This window comes from Candidatus Phycosocius spiralis, from assembly GCF_030158815.1.
GTDB classification, from domain to species: Bacteria; Pseudomonadota; Alphaproteobacteria; order Caulobacterales; family Aquidulcibacteraceae; genus Aquidulcibacter; species Aquidulcibacter spiralis.
In genome coordinates this window covers 60,385-78,718 of sequence record NZ_BPFZ01000009.1, presented here as the reverse complement: position 1 = coordinate 78,718, position 18,334 = coordinate 60,385, and the positions used below count along the sequence as shown (strand labels likewise).

Annotated in this window: 16 protein-coding genes; 9 read left to right on the top strand and 7 right to left on the bottom strand. The window is 50.5% G+C overall.

Features of this window, described 5'->3' with window-relative positions; translation table 11 throughout:
• Nucleotides 1-2 precede the first annotated feature (2 nt).
• A complete protein-coding gene (locus PsB1_RS08015; RefSeq protein ID WP_284360312.1) occupies nt 3-287 on the top strand; it encodes a DUF3253 domain-containing protein in 285 nt (94 codons plus the stop codon).
• A 200-nt stretch (nt 288-487) separates the two neighbouring features.
• Entirely contained in the window at nt 488-1,426 is a 939-nt protein-coding gene (locus tag PsB1_RS08010; protein ID WP_284360311.1) for a hypothetical protein, read from the top strand.
• On the opposite strand, the gene PsB1_RS08005 is transcribed toward PsB1_RS08010, so the two are convergent.
• On the bottom strand, nt 1,423-2,043 hold the full coding sequence (locus PsB1_RS08005) for a bactofilin family protein (protein ID WP_284360310.1): 621 nt from the start codon (nt 2,041-2,043) through the stop codon (nt 1,423-1,425). The two genes, PsB1_RS08010 and PsB1_RS08005, sit on opposite strands and share 4 nt — an antisense overlap.
• Before the next feature lie 186 nt (nt 2,044-2,229).
• Entirely contained in the window at nt 2,230-2,703 is a 474-nt protein-coding gene (bcp, locus tag PsB1_RS08000) for a thioredoxin-dependent thiol peroxidase (protein ID WP_284360309.1), read from the bottom strand.
• Between bcp and PsB1_RS07995 the strand changes: the two genes are divergently transcribed.
• Nucleotides 2,702-6,862 (top strand): YhdP family protein, encoded by a 4,161-nt coding sequence (locus PsB1_RS07995; protein ID WP_284360308.1) that lies wholly within the window; start codon nt 2,702-2,704, stop codon nt 6,860-6,862. The genes bcp and PsB1_RS07995 overlap by 2 nt on opposite strands.
• Before the next feature lie 28 nt (nt 6,863-6,890).
• Here PsB1_RS07995 and PsB1_RS07990 read toward each other — a convergent pair whose 3' ends face one another.
• The gene (locus tag PsB1_RS07990) at nt 6,891-7,529 is read right to left on the bottom strand and encodes a nitroreductase family protein (RefSeq protein WP_284360306.1); all 639 of its coding nucleotides are present in this window, start codon (nt 7,527-7,529) and stop codon (nt 6,891-6,893) included.
• A gap of 89 nt (nt 7,530-7,618) precedes the next feature.
• Between PsB1_RS07990 and PsB1_RS07985 the strand changes: the two genes are divergently transcribed.
• Nucleotides 7,619-8,266 (top strand): NUDIX domain-containing protein, encoded by a 648-nt coding sequence (locus PsB1_RS07985; protein WP_284360305.1) that lies wholly within the window; start codon nt 7,619-7,621, stop codon nt 8,264-8,266.
• Nucleotides 8,266-9,105 (top strand): serine O-acetyltransferase, encoded by an 840-nt coding sequence (cysE, locus tag PsB1_RS07980; RefSeq protein ID WP_284360303.1) that lies wholly within the window; start codon nt 8,266-8,268, stop codon nt 9,103-9,105. The genes PsB1_RS07985 and cysE overlap by 1 nt, the downstream gene beginning before the upstream one ends.
• Here the strand turns inward: cysE and PsB1_RS07975 are convergent.
• The 4 genes from PsB1_RS07975 to PsB1_RS07960 form a co-directional block, all read right to left on the bottom strand.
• A complete protein-coding gene (locus tag PsB1_RS07975) occupies nt 9,083-9,889 on the bottom strand; it encodes a metal ABC transporter solute-binding protein, Zn/Mn family (RefSeq protein ID WP_284360301.1) in 807 nt (268 codons plus the stop codon). The genes cysE and PsB1_RS07975 overlap by 23 nt on opposite strands.
• 103 nt (nt 9,890-9,992) lie before the next feature.
• Nucleotides 9,993-10,856 carry a metal ABC transporter permease gene (locus tag PsB1_RS07970; protein WP_284360359.1) on the bottom strand — a complete coding sequence of 288 codons (864 nt, stop codon included), beginning with the start codon at nt 10,854-10,856 and terminating at the stop codon, nt 9,993-9,995.
• A gap of 5 nt (nt 10,857-10,861) precedes the next feature.
• On the bottom strand, nt 10,862-11,572 hold the full coding sequence (locus PsB1_RS07965; protein ID WP_284360299.1) for a metal ABC transporter ATP-binding protein: 711 nt from the start codon (nt 11,570-11,572) through the stop codon (nt 10,862-10,864).
• A 232-nt stretch (nt 11,573-11,804) separates the two neighbouring features.
• Nucleotides 11,805-14,078: a lytic transglycosylase domain-containing protein gene (locus tag PsB1_RS07960; protein WP_284360297.1), complete on the bottom strand. Its 2,274-nt coding sequence runs from the start codon at nt 14,076-14,078 to the stop codon at nt 11,805-11,807.
• A gap of 297 nt (nt 14,079-14,375) precedes the next feature.
• Between PsB1_RS07960 and dapA the strand changes: the two genes are divergently transcribed.
• The 4 genes from dapA to PsB1_RS07940 all read left to right on the top strand — a co-directional run bounded on the left by dapA (nt 14,376) and on the right by PsB1_RS07940 (nt 18,313).
• A complete protein-coding gene (gene dapA, locus PsB1_RS07955) occupies nt 14,376-15,263 on the top strand; it encodes a 4-hydroxy-tetrahydrodipicolinate synthase (RefSeq protein ID WP_284360295.1) in 888 nt (295 codons plus the stop codon).
• Nucleotides 15,264-15,281: 18 nt separating this feature from the next.
• Nucleotides 15,282-15,734, top strand: coding sequence for an SsrA-binding protein SmpB (gene smpB / locus PsB1_RS07950; RefSeq protein WP_284360357.1), 453 nt, complete (start codon nt 15,282-15,284; stop codon nt 15,732-15,734).
• Between the two features lie 4 nt (nt 15,735-15,738).
• Nucleotides 15,739-16,470 (top strand): TVP38/TMEM64 family protein, encoded by a 732-nt coding sequence (locus tag PsB1_RS07945; protein ID WP_284360293.1) that lies wholly within the window; start codon nt 15,739-15,741, stop codon nt 16,468-16,470.
• 304 nt (nt 16,471-16,774) lie between these two features.
• Nucleotides 16,775-18,313: a 2-isopropylmalate synthase gene (locus PsB1_RS07940; protein ID WP_284360292.1), complete on the top strand. Its 1,539-nt coding sequence runs from the start codon at nt 16,775-16,777 to the stop codon at nt 18,311-18,313.
• Nucleotides 18,314-18,334: the final 21 nt, after the last annotated feature.

Below are 18,334 nucleotides of genomic sequence, written 5' to 3'. Positions count from 1 at the left end.
CTATGAGTCCTGAAGAAACCGCCATTTTAGCCCTTATCGCTGCTGCCAAACCTGGTCGAACCATTGACCCAACCCAAGCGGCGCGCGCTGTCTATGTTGGTGAGGATCAAGACGGCTGGCGTAGGCATCTTCCTTCAGTACGTCAGGCTGCAATTCATTTAGCGCGGAAGGGTCAAATCAGCATCTACTGCAAAGGCAAAATCGTTGACCCCAATGGCTTTAAAGGGGTCTATCGTTTGGGGGCTCCGGGGAAATCGATGGCGTGTCAACACAATGAAGCACTATAGATGGGTCAATGAAGTAAAATCTGTTTTACAAGCATTCGTTAAGGCCAAGGCGGTCAATTAAAGATAAAATGTGCCTCACTTTATCATTGATTTTATTCCTAATTTTTAACGTCTGATCAATCATGATCCATTCGCATATTATTTAAAATGCAGACTAAGCCTTAAGGGCTCCATTAGATCGACTTTGTTAGTTCGCCTCTATGGATACAAAAATTTCATTACCAATAGATGGGCATCCAGCCCTAAATTTTCGCGCCTTAGGTCCAATTTGGAACCGGCTTTTGGCTTGGTGGCATGGCACACCTCATAGCCCATCTCAAACGAAAGAATCGAAAATCAAGGAACATGAAGCTGCCACAAAGCTAAGTTTGCAGCACAAAAATCTCTATGCCACAGCCAGCGCATTGATCTGGGGATCTGGCCGCAATTTTCCAACCTCCTTGGCTTTAACCAGTCAATTGGCAGTTGCACTTGGGGTAAATCAAGGTGCACAAGTGGCCCTAATTGGAGCTGGTGCTGGAGACATTGGGCGGACACTACTGGAAAAATTTGATGTTAAACTAACCAATTATGAGGCAGATCCGATCATTAAATCCTTGTCGGAAGCCACTATCAAAGCAAGTCATTGTCATAAGAATTGTGTATCCTTGGCCTATGATGGACAATTTAGTTCCCTGCTTGAAGGCCAAGCCGATGCTGCGATCATGTTCTATAAGGGCGGACAAGTGGCCCGCGTCGAGGCTGGTGCATTTACGTTATTGCGGCTGCTCAAGCCAGGCGCGCAAGGTATTTGGTTGGATCTTTTTTCTAACGATGGCGAAGTGGCAATTGATTTGGCACATGGAATTGAAAAAAGACTCTTTACCCCGGTGGATATTTTTAAATCCGCTGCCTCCGCTGCTGGATTAACAATCAATTCTGTAATTGATTGTGATGCGTATTTCTTAGCCGCGATCAGTTCCTGCTTAAATGTTACCCTGCAAGATTTTGAAAGCCGCCAGGCCGAGCTCAAAAAGGCTGGCGAGAACCTTGCAGCCAGCTTTGCATTACATTCTATCGTTACGTGGAAAGCACGTGCTGAAGCAGTGCGTACCGGTAAATTGTGTGCCCGCTTTGTCGTAGTCAGTGCGCCACTTTAAGCATTCGCATCAAAGGAATCGCCTAGCGCATCTGCCAATCTGGATTGTGGGGTATCGGTTCGGCTGGTGTCAGTAGAAACAGGTGCAGGGGTTGATTCATATTTGCCTGCTTGTGGTTTGCCAGGTTTGGCAATTGCCCTTTGGCCTGAATTGGCATCTTGAAATGCAGCTTTACCCGTATCACTGGCCAATGGATCAGCAGAACGTATGGAACGACCTACAAATTGACCACCTTCTTCAATAATCAATACAGCGTGGGTCAAATCACCGTCGATCGAGCCTGCCGTGGCCAATTGGATCATTCTTGCATTCACATTCCCAGATATTTTCCCTCGGATCGTAGCAATTTCGCTCCATACATTCCCTTTAATTTCGCCATTTTTGCCGACAACCAAACTTTCACACCGCACATCTCCAACCACGAGACCGTCAATATGGATATCGCACGATGACTGGATAGGACCATGAATTGAAGTACCCACGGCGATCACAGACCCAGTAGGCTTTGAGGCTGGGACCATTACAGAAGTTGCAGGAGTTTCCATGCGCATGGATGGTAGCGAATTTGTTTCCATATCAGGATAATCTTCCTTTGTCTTTGCTTGCCAAAAAGCCATTGTCGTCATTCCTATAAAGGTGCTCATACCCCTTTGATACCTGAGCAGGGCTATGGCGCAACCCCAATTGTTGTTGGCGTATCATGCAAAGTCTGTCTAGGCGAGCATTCCAATGGAGTGAATCACAGTTGCCTAGATATAAGCTATTGGAAGGGCATTGCACCCATTTTAGAAGCTGAAATTGCATTAAGACTTTAGTGCCTTGACAGCTGTGAGCACGGCCTCAACATGACCTTGGACTTTTACCTTTCTCCAGATATGTGCAATATATTGGTTTGGATCAATGAGGAAACTTGTGCGTTCCAAACCCAAGTAATTTCGGCCATACATGCTTTTTTCGACCCAAACCCCATAAGTTTCGCTGATTGTGGTGCCAAAATCTGATGCCAAAGTTACTCCGAGGTCATATTTTGCCTTGAACTTCTTATGGCTTTCTATTGTATCTTTGGAAATTCCGATGACTTCACAACCACTTTGCGCAAACTTTTCCAGATGTTGTGTGAAAGCAATGGCTTGGTTTGTACAGCCTGAGGTGTCAGCTTTTGGATAAAAATACACAACAACCCACTTTCCCTTCAATCCAGACAAAGTCACCTTTGTCCCACTATCGGTTGGCAATTCAAAATCTGGGGCCAATTGGCCAATCTCAAGCTCACTCATGGTTTTAGTTCCAATCCGTTTGCGCCAAAAGCAACCCAACAGGCTGCCTGATCCAGGCGAGAATGCCGTTTCTAGCAGCCGCCAATCTGGGCGCAAGCGCGGTGGTAAGGGGAAGAGGCGAACACTCAAGCAAATGCGCCATACGCGATTGTTGCTTGAAGGTGCTGCTTTGATAATCGCTATGGGGGGATTATGTGCTGGCTATCTCGCGTGGCGTCTCTCGATCGGTACGGTCTCGATTGCGCTTGCAACCCCGATTGCTGAAGAGGCGTTGGGGCGTTTAGTTGGTGGCAAAACTACGATTGGCTCCTTGCGTTTAGGTTGGGATCCGATTGAACACGATTTTGTGGTTCTGGCCGGGCAAATCACTGCGCGGACCGATCAACGAACTTCACCTTTAAGGCTCGGTCAGATTGATCTGGCTTTGGATGCGCCCTCGCTCTTGGCAGGGCGCGCTGTTGTGAAGCAAGCCAAATTATCGAGTGTCGAGGCGGTTTTGGTCGTTGATCAACAAGGCCGAATTGCATTTGGTTTTGGCACTGCGCAAGAGGTGTTGGCGCTACCGCGTTTCAAAGATCACCAAGGCGGGCTGGCGCGGATCATCCAAACCACACGCAAAGCCCTTGATCCAACGGGCCAAGCTGGACGGGTAGCGCAAGTCGTTCTTCGCAATGCGCGATTGCAAGTGATTGATCCAGATAGTGGTGAGCAATTGGTGCTGGAAGGCGCGCAGGCTGGCTTTCATCGCAATGAGATTGGCATCATCACCTTCCAAGCTTCAGGCCGGGTGGTTAACACGCCCTCCAGCATTAATCTTGGTTTGGCCGTGCCACCAGACCCCCAAGGCACCCTCAGTATGGTCGCCCAGGTGCAGCATTTTCAATTTAGCCAAATTCCCCAAAGCCTTCGCCCAACTCAGTTTGAACAATTGGTCACTTGGACCAGCCCGATTGGCGGACACATTTTAGGTCATTTGTCACCCAATGGGACCATCATTAGCGTTGCTGGTCAGGCGCAAATGGGGGCAGGTCAAGTGGGTGGCTTTTGGCTTAATCGAGCCGAAGGTCGATTTTCCTGGTATGCTAGGGATGGGATTATTCGCTTAGAGCAGGCTTCGGTTTTAGGCCGTCAAATGCGCGGCGACAATCTTCGAGCGGTACTGTTTCCATTGCAAGGCAATTCGCGCCGCATCGATCTCAATGCCCGTTCTTTTGCCATTCAAGATAGGGCAATAGGGGGTCTGATGGGCAGCCAAGTCAAAGGTAGCTTAACCATATCATCACAGGCAAGATTACAAAACCTCCAACTCAGCGCTCAAACCCTTGGTGTATCAAGCCCAGATACACGTGCTGTCACCCTTATGAATGCACGTCTAAGCCTATCGTCTCAGGGTAGATCAGCGCAGAAAGGGACATCTGGAATAGATGAATTCTTCGCAGGAGGGATGGTCAAGGGGAGTGTCCGTGCGACAGGTCTTGCCTTATCCGATGGCCGTGGGCCATTGGGCAAAGCGGATCAATTGGCAATGGATTTTGCTAAGCCAGGACTTGGAGGAGATTGGCAAGGCAGTGCCTCCCTTGCCAATCTTACATTGTTTGGGCGGGGGATGGTTTGGCCGCAGATCGAAGCGCGCGGTCTGTCAGCTAGCCTGATCGGCCTTGGCACACCAATGCAAACCTCACTTAAAATCCTGATTGATACCATGGGTACCCGGCGAAAAATTGGTCGTGGATTAGGACTATCTGGATCTAAACTCACTATTTCTGGACGAAGCACTGGAGACGGGTTCTTAAATTTTTACGCAATGACCGCCGATGCTTTAAGTTTAGTTTCCCCTGTATTTAGCGCTGTAACTGGCCCTATTCGCGCCGCGGGAACATTATCGAAACAAGGTTTCAAAGACGTCTTGGTTCAAACTTCGAACTTAAGCTTGATCAATCCAAGTCAAATTCCACGTCCGTTTGTTGCTACGGATCTGCGCTTTGAAGGTGATATAGATCATTCTAGAGTGGTGTTTAGGGATGCACAATTGCGTCATCAAGGCATTGTTGTTGTCGGAAATGGCGAAGTTGCCCAGGCGCCACGCGGCTCGGCAAAAGTTTTTCTTAACGCCCAGTTTGGTGGGCAAATCACTGTTGACACTTTGCTAGCGGCTTGGCCGCGAGGTTTTTTGAGTGATGTTCGATCGGCGATCGCACAAGTGATCCGCACTGGTATCGCCACGACTGACCAGCTCACCTTGCGAATTCCGCCGGGTCTTTTGCAAGGCCAAATTGGTGGCCCAGACATGATTGCCTTGAACTTTGATGTGCGCGATGGCACAGTTGATTATTTACCAGGCATGACCGCTTTGACCGATGTATCTGGGCGCGCGCGCTTGACCGGTACGAGTTTTCGCTTCGATGTTGCCCAGGGCAAGTTAGGCCCTTTAGAGTTGAAGCAAGGGTATTTCTCTATTCCCCAGTTTCAACCCAAGGATGCTTTAGCTGTTGTTCATGCCGTGGTCTCGGGGTCTGTAGCGACCATGGCCCAGGAAATTGACCGTGAGCCGTTACACATTTTGTCCAAAGCCAAAATAGATGCCGCGCGCTTGGCTGGTGTGGGAGAAGTTGTGCTTGATTTAGGTTTGCCATTGTCAAAGTATATTAATCCCGAAACGATTATGGTGCGTGCAAGTGGGCATTTTGAACAAGCTAGCCTCAAAAATGTCTTTGCTGGCCTTGAGGCCAATCAAGGGGAAGTAGATCTGGATGTTGTAGGCAGCCGGATCAAGGTGAATGGGCAAGCCCATGTCGCGGGGAATCCCTTTGAATTTGTTTGGCGGAACCATCTTCCACCTTCACCTATGGCTGGCATTGAAAATCCGGTGGCAGATGGGTCACATTTGGTAGCCACTGGGATGGTGGATTTAGCGAGCCTCAATCAGATTGGGGTGGATGTGGCGGCCTATGCAACCGGCCCGGTTAAAGTGTCCCTCGATCTACATACCCAAACCAGCACTGTGATCAAAGCAGATGTGCTGGCCGATGTTCAGGCTGCTAGGATGGTGTTGCCAAACTCAGGCTGGTCAAAGCCTGTGGGTGAACCAGGTCAAATCAAAGCTCAAATCCTGGGCCAAACAGGTTTTGGTTGGCAAGTTGATGGCTTAGAATTTGAAACCAAAAGCGCTTTTGTGCGGGGGCAATTGGAATTTTCTGACCAAATGGACCTTAAATTGGCGGACTTTTCCCAGATAAAAATCGAGGATGTAGCCGATTTTGGCTTTAAACTCTCACACAGGGACGGCAGTCTTACCCTCAATCTTGTGGGTGATTATCTTGATTTAAGTCCTTTTGTGCTGAGGCGTGATGTAACAGAGAAGGCGGTCAATTTACTCAAGCAACCCATGACTATGACGGCCAATTTTAAGCGGGTGGCTACGGGCACCGTTAGCGCCTTAGACGATTTAGAGGTTGCAATGGCTCGTGACCAGTTCGGCTGGCGGGCGCTGCGCTTGCGTGGGAGCACCCCCGCCGGACCTACTCAGATTGAATTCTTACCTCTTACCGATGGCCGGGTAACAATTTCTGGGACCTTATCCGACGTCGGATTTTTTGCCCGCTTATTGTATCCTGGGGCCCCTTTGCAGGGTGGTATGGGTGTTATCGAAGGAGAATTACCGATTGTTGGGGCTAAAAGCGAAGGCCTTTTGTCTTTTCAAGTCAAGGATATATCGTTGTTGCGGTCAAATCAATCTCCGATCTTGTTCGACCTTGTTCGTCTACCCATGCAGGTCAATGGCGGGGTTCTTTCGTTGCGTGATGGCAAAGCCGATAGCAGTGCCTATACAGTCAAGGCGCAAGGCTATGTTGATTTTGAACAGGGGCAAATGGATATTCGCGGTGTCGCCACCCCAGGGGGTCTCAATCGTGGCTTGGGTTATGTGCCTTTGATTGGGGGTTTATTGGGAGGAGGGCAGGATGAGGGCCTTGTTGGCTTAACATTCAGTGCCCAGGGGAGTTTGGGTAACCCTAAAGTGCGCGCCAATCCGATTTCCGCTTTAGCACCGGGTTTCTTGCGAAAACTATTTGAAACCCAAGCCCCAATTGAACCACCCTTGCGACCCAAATCCCCAGTTGAGACAAAACCGGCAACAAGTAACGACCCACCACCCCTCTAAAGAGCTTGCAGGAGAGCGTCGAGCGCCCTTAAGGCTGCCAAAATGTCACCCGTGGACCAATCTCAGGGCGCGCTCTTTCCCTTAGGGGCTGGGTAGGGGTACCAAGATAGATAAATCCAGCCAATTGTTCAGAAGATGCTAAACCTAAAAGCGCTAAGGCTGCGCCATCATAGCAAATCCACTCACTGAGCCAACAACCTGAAAATCCGAAACCATTGGCCGTCAGAAGCACATTGTAACATACCGCACCCGCTGAGAGGACCTGCTCCCATCGTGGCACTTTGCTGCTTTCAACTGGTGCGCTGACCACGCCAATCACCAAGGGTGCACGCAAGAACCGGGCTCGTTCAGCAGCAAGTTGGGCCGGTTCAGGGTCTTTGCTACGGCTTTCCAGCAAATCTGCCAGCTTTTGCCCAAGACTTTCGCGGTGCGTGCCAGTTAGCACGATAAACCGCCACGGCCCAAGCTTGCCATGATCAGGAACACGCGCACCTATCTGCAAAATGGCTTCTAGGGTTGTTTTATCGGGTCCGGGATCTGCTAAATGGATGACTTTGCTCGACCGGCGCAAAGCCAAGCGGGTCAGGAATGCACGATCGGCAACTGGCAACGCTAAGTCGTCATGTTCTTTTGGGTGGGGCGGCAATTCGCTGGGTGTGACGGTCATAACAAAATCCTATAAGACATTGTGCCTATAAGTCATTGTGAACGCCTTTACATCGCCTAACGACACAATCACCATCATGAGATTTGCCTGTGAACGAAGCCGTAACTGAACACGATCCATTTGTGACTTTATCTAGCCAGACTGCCTATCAAAACGGGTGGATTAAGGTTGAGCATCAAGAAGTTTTGCGTCCGGACGGCAGCCCCGGCATTTATGGTATCGTGCACTTTGTCCATCGCGCGGTAGGTGTGCTGCCCATTGACAAGGATGGCTGTGTCTGGCTCGTTGGTCAATATCGTCGTCCACTTAAAGCATGGTCTTGGGAAATGCCTGAAGGTGGCGTGACTTATGAAGAAGATCTTGAGGCCGGTGCAAGGCGTGAACTGCACGAAGAAACCGGATTAATTGCCCAAACCCTTGTTAAAATTCTTGAGATGGATCTGTCTAATTCGGTCAGCGATGAAGTGGCTACCTGCTATATCGCTTATGGATTAAGCAAAGGCCAAGCAGTGCCTGAATGCACAGAAGTGCTCAAAACTAAGCGGGTTCATTTCCTTGATCTGCTGGCAGAGGTGGCACTGGGCCAAATTCGCGATGCCATGACGGTTGCGACCATCTATCGGGCCTATTATTTAGCCACTACTCACCAATTGCCATCTGAGTTAGAAAGTAAGATGTTAAGTCATGCTTTGCTGGGCAGGTCCGATTTCAACCCTGATCGGATAGGAGAGGAATAATGTCAAACATTAGCTTAGAGCTGGTAGGTGGTTTGGCCACGACCTTGTCGAGCATTTGGACGAATTTGCGAATAGAGGCGGCGACTGCCGCAGCTGAAGAACCCTTATTGGCCAGCTTGCTCAATGCCACGATCTTAAACCACACGAGCTTTGATGATGCTTTGTCCTACCTATTGGCACAAAAACTGGGCGGTGCGGATATGAATAGCCTACAAATGCGCGAAGTATGTGCGCAGGCTTTTGTCGCTGATCCCTCGATCGTGCGAAGCGCTGTGGCCGATGTGCGTGTGATCAAAATGCGCGACCCTGCCTGTCGCACTTATGTTCAGCCCTTTCTGTATTATAAGGGTTTTATGGCGCTTCAAGCCTATCGAGTTGCCCATCATCTGTGGAAGTCTGGGCGTGAGATGATGGCACTGCACCTGCAAAGCCGTGTCGCCGAACTGATACAAGTCGATATTCACCCTGCTGCCCGTTTGGGTGAGGGGATTTTTATGGACCATGCTACCGGCATCGTTATTGGTGAGACGGCAGTGGTTGGTGACAACGTATCTATGTTGCACAATGTGACCTTGGGCGGTACGGGCAAAGAAGGTGGTGATAGACATCCCAAAATTGGTGCTGGCGTTTTGATTGGAGCGGGCGCTAAAATTTTGGGCAATATCAAAGTGGGGAGTGGTGCACGTATAGCCTCAGGTTCGGTTGTGCTCCACGATGTAGCCGATGGTTGCACCGTCGCTGGCGTACCGGCCCGTCCGGTTGGTGGACCCTGTTGTGAAAATCCAGCCGATAGTATGGATCAGGTATTTGACGTGGCTACTTTTGATCCGGGTCTTTAAGAGCTCTTGCCAGCGTTTCCACATTAGAACTCAAAAGACGCAAAGCCGTCGAAGCAGGACCCGAAGGTGACGACAAGGTATCACTATAAAGGCGACCGCCGAACCGTGCGCCGCTTTCTTGCACGATCTGGGCCATAATGCGTGCGTCTGCATCGGTTTCAACAAAGCAGGCTGCCATTGGACTTGCCTTCACCTTTTGAATTAAGTGCGCAAGCTCCAAAGCGGATGGTTGGCTTCCATGATGCAGGGTCGAGATACCCATGATCGTCAAGCCGAATTCACGCGCAAGATAGGCAAACGAGTTGTGAGGTACCAAAATCAGGTGCGGTTTTCGGGTAATGGGTGCCAAAAGCATGCTGGCTTTAAGTCGGGCGCGCTCAATATTGGCTTGATAGGTCAAAAGGTTCCGAGCAAACACATCATGAAAAAATGGCCATAAGCGCTGATAAGTACCAACGATAACATGCGCAAAATGACTAAGGTTTGCAAAGCTCTGCCATGTATGAGGGTCGCGCGTAGCCGCAGTGTCACCTATTGGCTCAATGCCGCGCGAAACCTGAATGATCGACCCTTTGAAGCCCGTACTCTGAGGTAAGCGATCAAGCCATTCTTCGAGGCCAAAGCCAACTTGAATGATTAAACTATAATCTGACAAATCCGCTAAATCGCTGGGCTTTGGGTCAAAATCATGGGCGGCTTGGCCGATGCCGATCAAGGGTTTAACCTGGGCCATGTTGCCCGCAAGGGTTTGAGCAACATCGGCAAGAATCGAAAAACTCGCCAAAACCTTAGGGACATTTGTAGATGAAACTACCTTTGGTTTGTGTTTGTCTTGACAGCCGCCCGCCAGTACCGCGCCAACCCCCCATCCGAATACCGACCTCCGATTAGGCAACAAGGGAAACCTGACGCAAATGGCGGCTCACGACCGAATTAACCGGTCCAATGAGGCTGGAAAGAATGACTATCGCGACCAAGCTTGCAACAATGGCAGCTCCTGCAGGCGCATCTGCGTAAAAGGAGGTTAACAAACCCATGATCACACCAAGCCAACCTAAACCACAGGCATAGACCATCATCGTAACCACGCCTTTGGCCCAAAAGCGTGCGCCAATCGCTGGTAAAATTGTAAGGCCAATGCTCATCAATGCGCCAAGCGCGTGAAAAGATGCCACCGTGGTCAGCGCTAACAGACCAAAAAAAGCAGCTTGAGCCAAGGGTCCCGCCCATTTGGGGCCGCCTGAGGTGCGCAAGAATTGTGGGTCGAGCGTATCGAGTAATAAGGGTCGAAATAAGATACCTATTATCACTAAACTTGCCCCAGCGGCCAGAAAAGCTAACAACAGCGCTGTGTCATCAAGGCCTAAAGCTGCCCCAAACAAAAGCCTGTCCAAATCGACACTCCCACCCCCAGCGCTGGCCAGCATCACACCACTGGCTAAAGCGGCAAGATAAAACACAGCAAAGCCAGCATCTTCAGGCAGACGTAACGCGCGGCTGGCAAATCCTGCGGTTACAAAGACCAAAAGCCCAGTTAAAGCAGCTCCAAGCGTCATTAAGACGGTACTGCCACCGGTCAGCAAGGCAGCACCTGCTGCACCTGGCAAGACGGCATGCCCAACAGCGTCGCCCACTAAACTCATCCTGCGTAAGATCAAAAAAACACCAAGTGGGGCACCAGCCACAGCCAAGACACATCCACCCAATGCTGCGCGTGCCATAAACTCATATTCCATAAAGGGCGAAACCATGCCGATCACGACAAGGGTACCTCATGGGTGGCCCAGGAAAGCTGCGAGATGCTGGTGTGTGGTTTTTCCTCGGCGCGACGCATAAAAGCACCAAACTTGGACAATTCCCACCATTGCGGAAACTGGCGCGCACTATCGAGGTCATGAAGTGCGGCTATCACAGTGCGTCCTTCGCTCACCCAAGAAGAGATCAGATCAAGCAATTTTGAACAAGAGGCTTGATCCACACCTGAAAAAGGCTCGTCTAATAGTATAAGACCACAATCTTGCACCGCCACACGGGCAAAGAGCGCCCGTTGCAACAGCCCACCCGATAATTCTTTGACCTGAAGGTGGCGCATATCAAAGAGGCCAACCTGTTCCAAGGCGTGGTCGATAAGGTCCCGGTCATGTCGACAAGGTCGCCCAAATAGACCCAAACGGGCCCAAAGACCCGTACCGACTAAAGTCAGCACGCTGATCGGGGCTTCGCGCTTAAGGCTTGGGGACTGGGACAGCCATGCGATACCACGATGGGCAGGCGTTTCTGCATTCCAACTATAGGAGCCTGCCAAAGCCGGTATTTCCCCGGCAAGTGTTTTCAATAAAGTTGATTTGCCTGTGCCATTTTGCCCAATTAGTGCTATGGCGGATCCAGCTTCTACCCGCGCGCATACACCGGCCATGACAAGACGCTTGGGATAACCGATCGACAGATCATGGATGATAAGGCTCATGGTGCATTTCCTAACAATCAGGACTTGGACAAGCCGGCCGTTCTTGCGCTACGGCATCGACGATTAATTGTCCTCATTGTAGCTTTAGCGCCTTAGTCTCCAAAAGCGAAGCATAAATGTTATATTATTACAGTTGTGCGTAGGTAGTATGAAGACGACAGCTTAACCTCATGCCTGATTGAGCCAATCGTATTTAAAATAAGGGTGATCTCATCGCATGGATGCTAAAGTGTCAATTGGGTTGATTGGGCGGGGCTGGCGCTGGATTTTCGTTCGATACTTCACCATTAACCGGGTTTGCGCCAGAGGGATGATCTTCGGGGACCATCGCCCCAGATTTATGGGCATTAGGGGCAATGCTCACAATGAACGTAGGTTGGGGTCGTTTACCGCGCCGCAAATCATCGGCCAAGCCAATCAAAGCCGAACCACCATTGAGGCGAGCACGATAAACTTGGATGTTTTCCAAAACGCGCTGAACATAATTGCGGGTTTCAGCAAAGGGGATTTTCTCTACCCAATCAATGGCGGTTTCAAGATCGGTTTCGCGTAATTCGCCATAGGTTTGGACCCATTGGCGCGGGCGGCCTGGCCCGGCATTATAGGCGGCAGCTGCCATAACATAAGAGCCTGAAAAATTGTTCACAAGGTCATAAAGGTGTGCCGAACCCAAGGTGACATTATGGCTGGGTCGTGTGATCAGCCATGCAGTATTATGCTCTAACCCCATTTTTCGCGCTTGATTGGCTGCTGTAGCTGGTAGGAATTGCATTAGACCACGCGCGTTGGCTTGCGATACAGCACGGCTATTAAACTCACTTTCTTGGCGGGTGATTGCCAAGGTAAATGCATCCTCAATCTGGCCATAGCCAACTAGCCTTGGCACCGGCATCAGTGGAAAAGCAGCCTCAGTGGCCAGTATGCCTCGGTTGAGGCCAGCCTTGGCCACCCGAACAGCAAGGGCTGGTTCATCTTGAGCTCTGGCATATTCCGAAAGCGCTTGATGCTCCCCCTCCGTTTCAAGCTCGTCGTCTAAGGCAGAAGCAAATTGGCGGAAATACTGGCTTTCTCCAATTTCCGATAAGAGGTTGATAATGGCCATCATCGGGCGCGCTTGCAAACGGGCACGGTCTTGGGGGGTTGCACGCTTTTCTGGGGGTAAAGTCAATAGCGCCGTTTGACTCAAAAGATCGGCTAATCGTATCGCTGCTAACTGACCATAATAGTAAGTTGGATAGAGGGCGGCGGTGCGGTAACGACGTTGCGCAGCATCAGATTGTCCCATGACTTCTTCGGTTCGACCCAACCAATAATTGGCGCGCGCTTTGGACACTGGGGTCCGCACGGCTGCATCGAGGCGGGTAAAATGAACCATGGCCGTTTTGGGTTGGTTTAAGAATCTTAACGCTATCCAACCTGCAACGAATTCCCCATCTGCAAAACGCTCACCGCGCGTATAGCCATGGGTAGATGCAATCCGATAAGCTGCCTGCCAATCCTTGGTTACAATAGCCTCATTGAGAAGATTGCGCCGCTCTGCCCAAATGAGATCTTGGCCTGGTTCAGGAACACCGGTTGAATCAATCTGGGTTAGGAGTGCCAAAGCTTCTGAACGGCGATTGGCCAAACGTAGGGCGCGGACGCGTTGATACAAGATGCCACGATCATCGAGCATGGTACCCGATAAAGTCACAGTCTCACCAGATGCAATGCCCAATCGACGCTCAACGGTTTTGCGTCCATTATCACTCATCAATGGCCACAGCGGCTTGGACTGGGTGACCCTGTCAGCCCATAACAAGAAATCGACACGGGCATCATGGTCTTGGGGGGTAAGTTCATTGCCCAGTCGCTCTAAAAATGCGGCTTGGCTGGCACGATCCAAGCGATGATTTCGCCAGCCATCAGAGAGCCACCGCTTGGCTTCTTGGGTTTGGCCCAAAGTAAATAAAGCTGAGGCCAATTCGAGCTTTCCTTCCCCAGATATCGGGCCATTCATCTCGAGGCCTTGTTCTTGGCGCTGCAAGAAAGCACGCTTCACTTGCACTGATAAATTGGTGAACGCCAAACTTTGTTCCGCACGGATCCGGATGGCTTGGCGTTGGGGAAAAAAGCGTAATTGGTCAAGTGCTTGGCGTAATTCATCAAAACTTGCTGCATTGGTGTCTGACGTTGCCAAGCGCCAGAGCAGCATGGCACGCACACGGGCATCGGGGGTCTGGTTCATGATGGCGCGAACCCTATCCCAATCCCCGCGCGCTGCACTGTTTAAACCATCCTTTAAGGCCTGTCCGGCTTGGCTGGGGATTATTGCAACAGGGGTTGAAACTGGGATGGGTTGAGCAGGTCCACGTGATGGAGTAGCTTGGTCTAAGGGTGGGGCCGAACTTGTTCCAAGAGGGTCATTGACTTGCGCCAATGCCACAAACGGCACACCTATGCCGCTAAGCATGATTCCGATCATCCAGCGTATCATGATAAAACTACGCTTATAAGACAGGTTCATACAAAACTCCGGTGACGACGGGTCAAAATGATGTGAGTGAGGGTAATGTGAGTTGAATAGGAGTTGAGAATCGTCAGGTGGTGTTAACCGCTTGGTTAAATCGTCACAATCTAAGTGCCTTCATAGCGAGCATCTGTCAGCTCACCTAGTCATATGTGTGAAAAAACATGCGAACAATAGCAGCTACGCGGTTATACCTGAATTTGAAAGTGTCCTGTCTATGCCTCTTGCATCGATGGGCATTGCGTCAGACAAAGGGTGGGCCACTCTATCAACTTCAACTAGGCCACACATCGTATGACGGTTTTCAAAGGCGTTTATACAGCTCTCGTCACGCCCTTCAAAGATGACAAAATTGATGACCTCACGTTCCAAACCTTGATTGAGCGCCAGATTGAAAACGGTGTGCACGGCATTATTCCGGTTGGTACAACTGGGGAAAGTGCGACACTTGATGATGGGGAACATTGGCATTTATTTGACTTAGCCATCGAGGCAGCCAATGGGCGGGTTCCCGTGGTAGTGGGATGTGGATCCAACGACACAAAGGCTGCTATTCGTCACATGGAAATGGCTAAAAAGGCGGGTGCAGATGGAGCTTTGGTTGTTGCGCCTTACTATAACAAGCCCAGCCAAGCTGGGCTGATTGCCCATTTCAACACCTTGGCCAATGCGGTCGATCTGCCAATCATGGTGTATAATATACCAGGCCGCACCAATGTAGATATCGTACCCGACACTATGGCGGAGATTGCAAAACATCCCAATATTGTAGCGCTCAAAGACAGTGCCGGAGACCCTTCGCGGACCGTTTTGCACCTTGCGCGGATCCACAAGCCATTTTCGATTTTTGCCGGTGATGATCATTTAGCACTTGCTTTTGCCGCTTATGGCGCAGTGGGATGCGTGTCGGTTCTTGCTAACATCATGCCTAAAGAATGTGCGCAGCTCCAAGATTTAATGGCCGCTGAGAAAATGACACAAGCGCGTGCGCTAAATCAACAACTTGACCCCTTACAGCGCGCATTGTTTTTAGAGCCCAATCCTGGTCCTGCCAAATTTGCTTTGTCGATCATAGACCTGTGCGCTGAAGATGTGCGATTGCCGCTGGTTCCTCCAAATACTGCGACACGTGGAGCGGTTCAGACCGCCATGATCGCTTCTGGGGCGCTGAGGGGTAATTAGGCCATGGGCCCAGTTCAAATTCGTAAGTTGATTGCAGACAATAAACGTGCCCGCTTTGATTATTATATTGAGCATACCTATGAAGCGGGTCTGGTATTAACTGGGACCGAGGTTAAAAGCCTGCGTTTAGGGCGCGCCAATATTGGGGAAAGTTATGCCAGTCCTGAAAACAATGAGGTCTGGCTAATCAATTCCTATGTGCCAGAATATGGACCCGCATCGCGCTTTAACCACGAGCCCCGGCGCAAACGAAAGTTATTGCTGCGTGCGCGTGAGGTCAATCAATTATATGCCGCTGTCAACCGTGAAGGCCGCACCATTGTTCCATTAAAGCTGTATTTCAATGAGCGGGGCTTGGTAAAATTAGAGTTAGCCCTAGCCAAGGGGAAAAAGGATCATGATAAGCGCGACACTACCAAAGAGCGCGAATGGAAGCGTGAGCAGGGCCGCTTGATGCGCGATCGGGGTTAATGCGATGCCATTATGGCTAAAGCGCCTCTACCTTTTTTTTACCCAGATGGATTCGACCGCTGCTCGAGCGGTTTGGGTCGCTGTTTTTTTGTTTAGCCTTGCTGGCATTGTTGTGACCATTGGCATGGTATTCATTGATCTTGACCAAAGTGGGATTGCCCACTTCTTAAGGGGGTTACGTCATGCTTGGTGGGCCTTGGGGGCAGTGACTGCGACTTTTACCGCCTTGGCATTTATCGGTGCCCCTCAAGTCGTTTTGATTGCAGCTACGGTGGCCGTATTTGGCCCAACTGAAGGTATTGTGGTGAGTTGGGTTGCGACCTTGGTTTCCGCCCAAGTCGGCTTTTTACTGGGTCGGGCTGGAGGGGCATCCGCCTTATCTAAGCTGACGGGTGGACGTGGTGGCCGGGCGGTCAGCTTTATTGGAAGGAACGGTTTTTGGGCAAGTTTGATTATACGCTTTGTTCCCTCCGGCCCGTTTATTCTGTGCAATATGGCGCTGGGTGCCGCCAAGGTCTCCTTAGCATCGTTCATCGGGGGGACGGGCCTTGGTATCTTGCCGAAAATATGCCTCGTTGCCTTTGGCGCGCATGGGTTGGGCGAAGTCATGAAAGGGCAAAACCAAGGCGCGCTTTGGTTTTTTGTCGCAGCCACGCTGGTTTATCTTGTGGTAATTGCCATCTTGCGCCCCATGCTTTTGCGGGGACAAGCCAAAGTAGATACGCCAAAGCCTTGATTAGAAGCTTGATGTGGTCTATAATTCCACTGCTTGGGATAATTGCAACTTTATGGGCATGATTTATCCCTATTTTGCGAATATCTCAGCATTTTATGCTTTATCGGGCCTATCAGTTTGGGTGATTTAGCTAGTAAGCTGTGTTTTTGGTCAGAATTTCTAGGTCTGCTTTAATGCCCTTAGGCGCGCACGGGTTCTTAGGCTAATTGGTTTTGGGTCGGAACCTAGGGGTAAAATGAGCTACACAGGGCCGAGCCAGTGAGCTCAATCTTTTATTTTTTACCAAATCAGGCCATTTATAATCATGACCCAAGCTATCTGTATTTTTGACACCACCATGCGCGATGGCGAGCAATCGCCTGGTGCCTCCATGACCCACAATGAAAAAATCGAGCTTGCTAAAGTGCTTGAAGATATGCGTGTTGACGTAATCGAAGCAGGCTTTCCAATTGCCAGTCAGGGCGACTTTGAGGCGGTGCATGCGATCGCCAAAACCGTCAAATCGAGTGTGGTGTGCGGGTTATCGCGGGCAGGAACTACAGACATTGAACGCTGTGCTGAGGCCATTAAACCGGCACCACGTCAACGCATTCACACCTTCATTTCAACCTCACCCATCCATATGAAGCACAAGCTTCAGATGGAACCTCAAGCCGTTCTTGAAGCCATTCACGCTTCTGTTTCACTGGCGCGCAATCACACCGATGACGTCGAATGGTCGGCAGAGGATGCCACGAGGACCGAGCGCGAGTTTTTGCTGCGCGCGGTTGAAATCGCGATCCGCGCTGGGGCAACCACCATTAATCTGCCCGACACGGTCGGTTATTCTTTTCCCAACGAGTATGGCGCGCTTTTCGCCGATGTCATTGCCCGCGTACCAGGCGCCGATCAAGTGATTTTTTCGGCCCATTGCCATAATGACTTGGGATTGGCCGTGGCCAATTCATTAGCAGCAGTTCAAGGTGGTGCACGCCAGATTGAGTGTGCAATCAATGGTTTGGGTGAACGGGCAGGCAATGCGGCGCTTGAAGAAATTGTCATGGCTTTAAGGGTGCGGGGCGATGGCATGCCCTATAGCAGCCGAGTTGACGCGACACGCCTGTTGATGGCTTCCAAAATGGTCAGTCGTATCACGGGCTTTCCCGTGCAATATAACAAAGCGATTGTGGGTAAAAATGCCTTTGCCCATGAAAGCGGTATCCATCAGGATGGTATGCTGAAGCACGCGCAAACCTATGAAATCATGCGCCCCGAAGATGTCGGTCAAGGTTCGACCAATCTTGTGATGGGCAAGCATTCTGGCCGCCACGCCTTTAAGGATAAACTGCACGATTTAGGCTATGAGTTGTCAGACAATGCGTTCCAAGATGCGTTTGGACGATTTAAAGCTCTGGCAGACCGCAAAAAACATGTCTATGACGATGATATCATTGCATTGGTCGATGATGCTGCCGCCCATTTGGATGAAACTATTAAGGTTGTTCGACTACGCGTTGTGGCAGGAACAGATGGCCCCCAAACTGCCGAAATTGATCTTGAAATTGATGGCAAACCTGTTTGGACAACCCAGCGCGGCAATGGGCCAGTCGATGCAGTTTTTAACGCAATCTCCGCGCTCGTACCCCATCATGCCACGCTTGATCTCTATCAGGTGCATGCTGTCACCGAAGGCACCGACGCCCAAGCCGAAGTGTCTGTCCGTTTGAGTGAGCATGGGCGAATGGTGACAGCGCGTTCGGCCGATGCGGATACTTTGGTGGCTTCCGCAAAGGCCTACGCAAGTGCTTTGGCCCGATTACGGGCTAAGCGTGAACGCGGTGTGGATGCACAAGCAGCCGGATAACCCCTTGTTCTTTTCATTCTT

What these genes read in the sequence shown, in the direction of transcription:
- PsB1_RS08010 (WP_284360311.1), top strand. Translation starts at nt 488, where the DNA reads ATGGATACAAAAATTTCATTACCAATAGATGGGCATCCAGCCCTAAAT.
- PsB1_RS08015 (WP_284360312.1), top strand. Translation starts at nt 3, where the DNA reads ATGAGTCCTGAAGAAACCGCCATTTTAGCCCTTATCGCTGCTGCCAAA.
- PsB1_RS07960 (WP_284360297.1), bottom strand. Translation starts at nt 14,078, where the DNA reads ATGAACCTGTCTTATAAGCGTAGTTTTATCATGATACGCTGGATGATC.
- PsB1_RS07970 (WP_284360359.1), bottom strand. Translation starts at nt 10,856, where the DNA reads ATGGTTTCGCCCTTTATGGAATATGAGTTTATGGCACGCGCAGCATTG.
- PsB1_RS08005 (WP_284360310.1), bottom strand. Translation starts at nt 2,043, where the DNA reads ATGGCTTTTTGGCAAGCAAAGACAAAGGAAGATTATCCTGATATGGAA.
- bcp (WP_284360309.1), bottom strand. Translation starts at nt 2,703, where the DNA reads ATGAGTGAGCTTGAGATTGGCCAATTGGCCCCAGATTTTGAATTGCCA.
- PsB1_RS07995 (WP_284360308.1), top strand. Translation starts at nt 2,702, where the DNA reads ATGGTTTTAGTTCCAATCCGTTTGCGCCAAAAGCAACCCAACAGGCTG.
- cysE (WP_284360303.1), top strand. Translation starts at nt 8,266, where the DNA reads ATGTCAAACATTAGCTTAGAGCTGGTAGGTGGTTTGGCCACGACCTTG.
- PsB1_RS07940 (WP_284360292.1), top strand. Translation starts at nt 16,775, where the DNA reads ATGACCCAAGCTATCTGTATTTTTGACACCACCATGCGCGATGGCGAG.
- dapA (WP_284360295.1), top strand. Translation starts at nt 14,376, where the DNA reads ATGACGGTTTTCAAAGGCGTTTATACAGCTCTCGTCACGCCCTTCAAA.
- PsB1_RS07965 (WP_284360299.1), bottom strand. Translation starts at nt 11,572, where the DNA reads ATGAGCCTTATCATCCATGATCTGTCGATCGGTTATCCCAAGCGTCTT.
- PsB1_RS07945 (WP_284360293.1), top strand. Translation starts at nt 15,739, where the DNA reads ATGCCATTATGGCTAAAGCGCCTCTACCTTTTTTTTACCCAGATGGAT.
- PsB1_RS07990 (WP_284360306.1), bottom strand. Translation starts at nt 7,529, where the DNA reads ATGACCGTCACACCCAGCGAATTGCCGCCCCACCCAAAAGAACATGAC.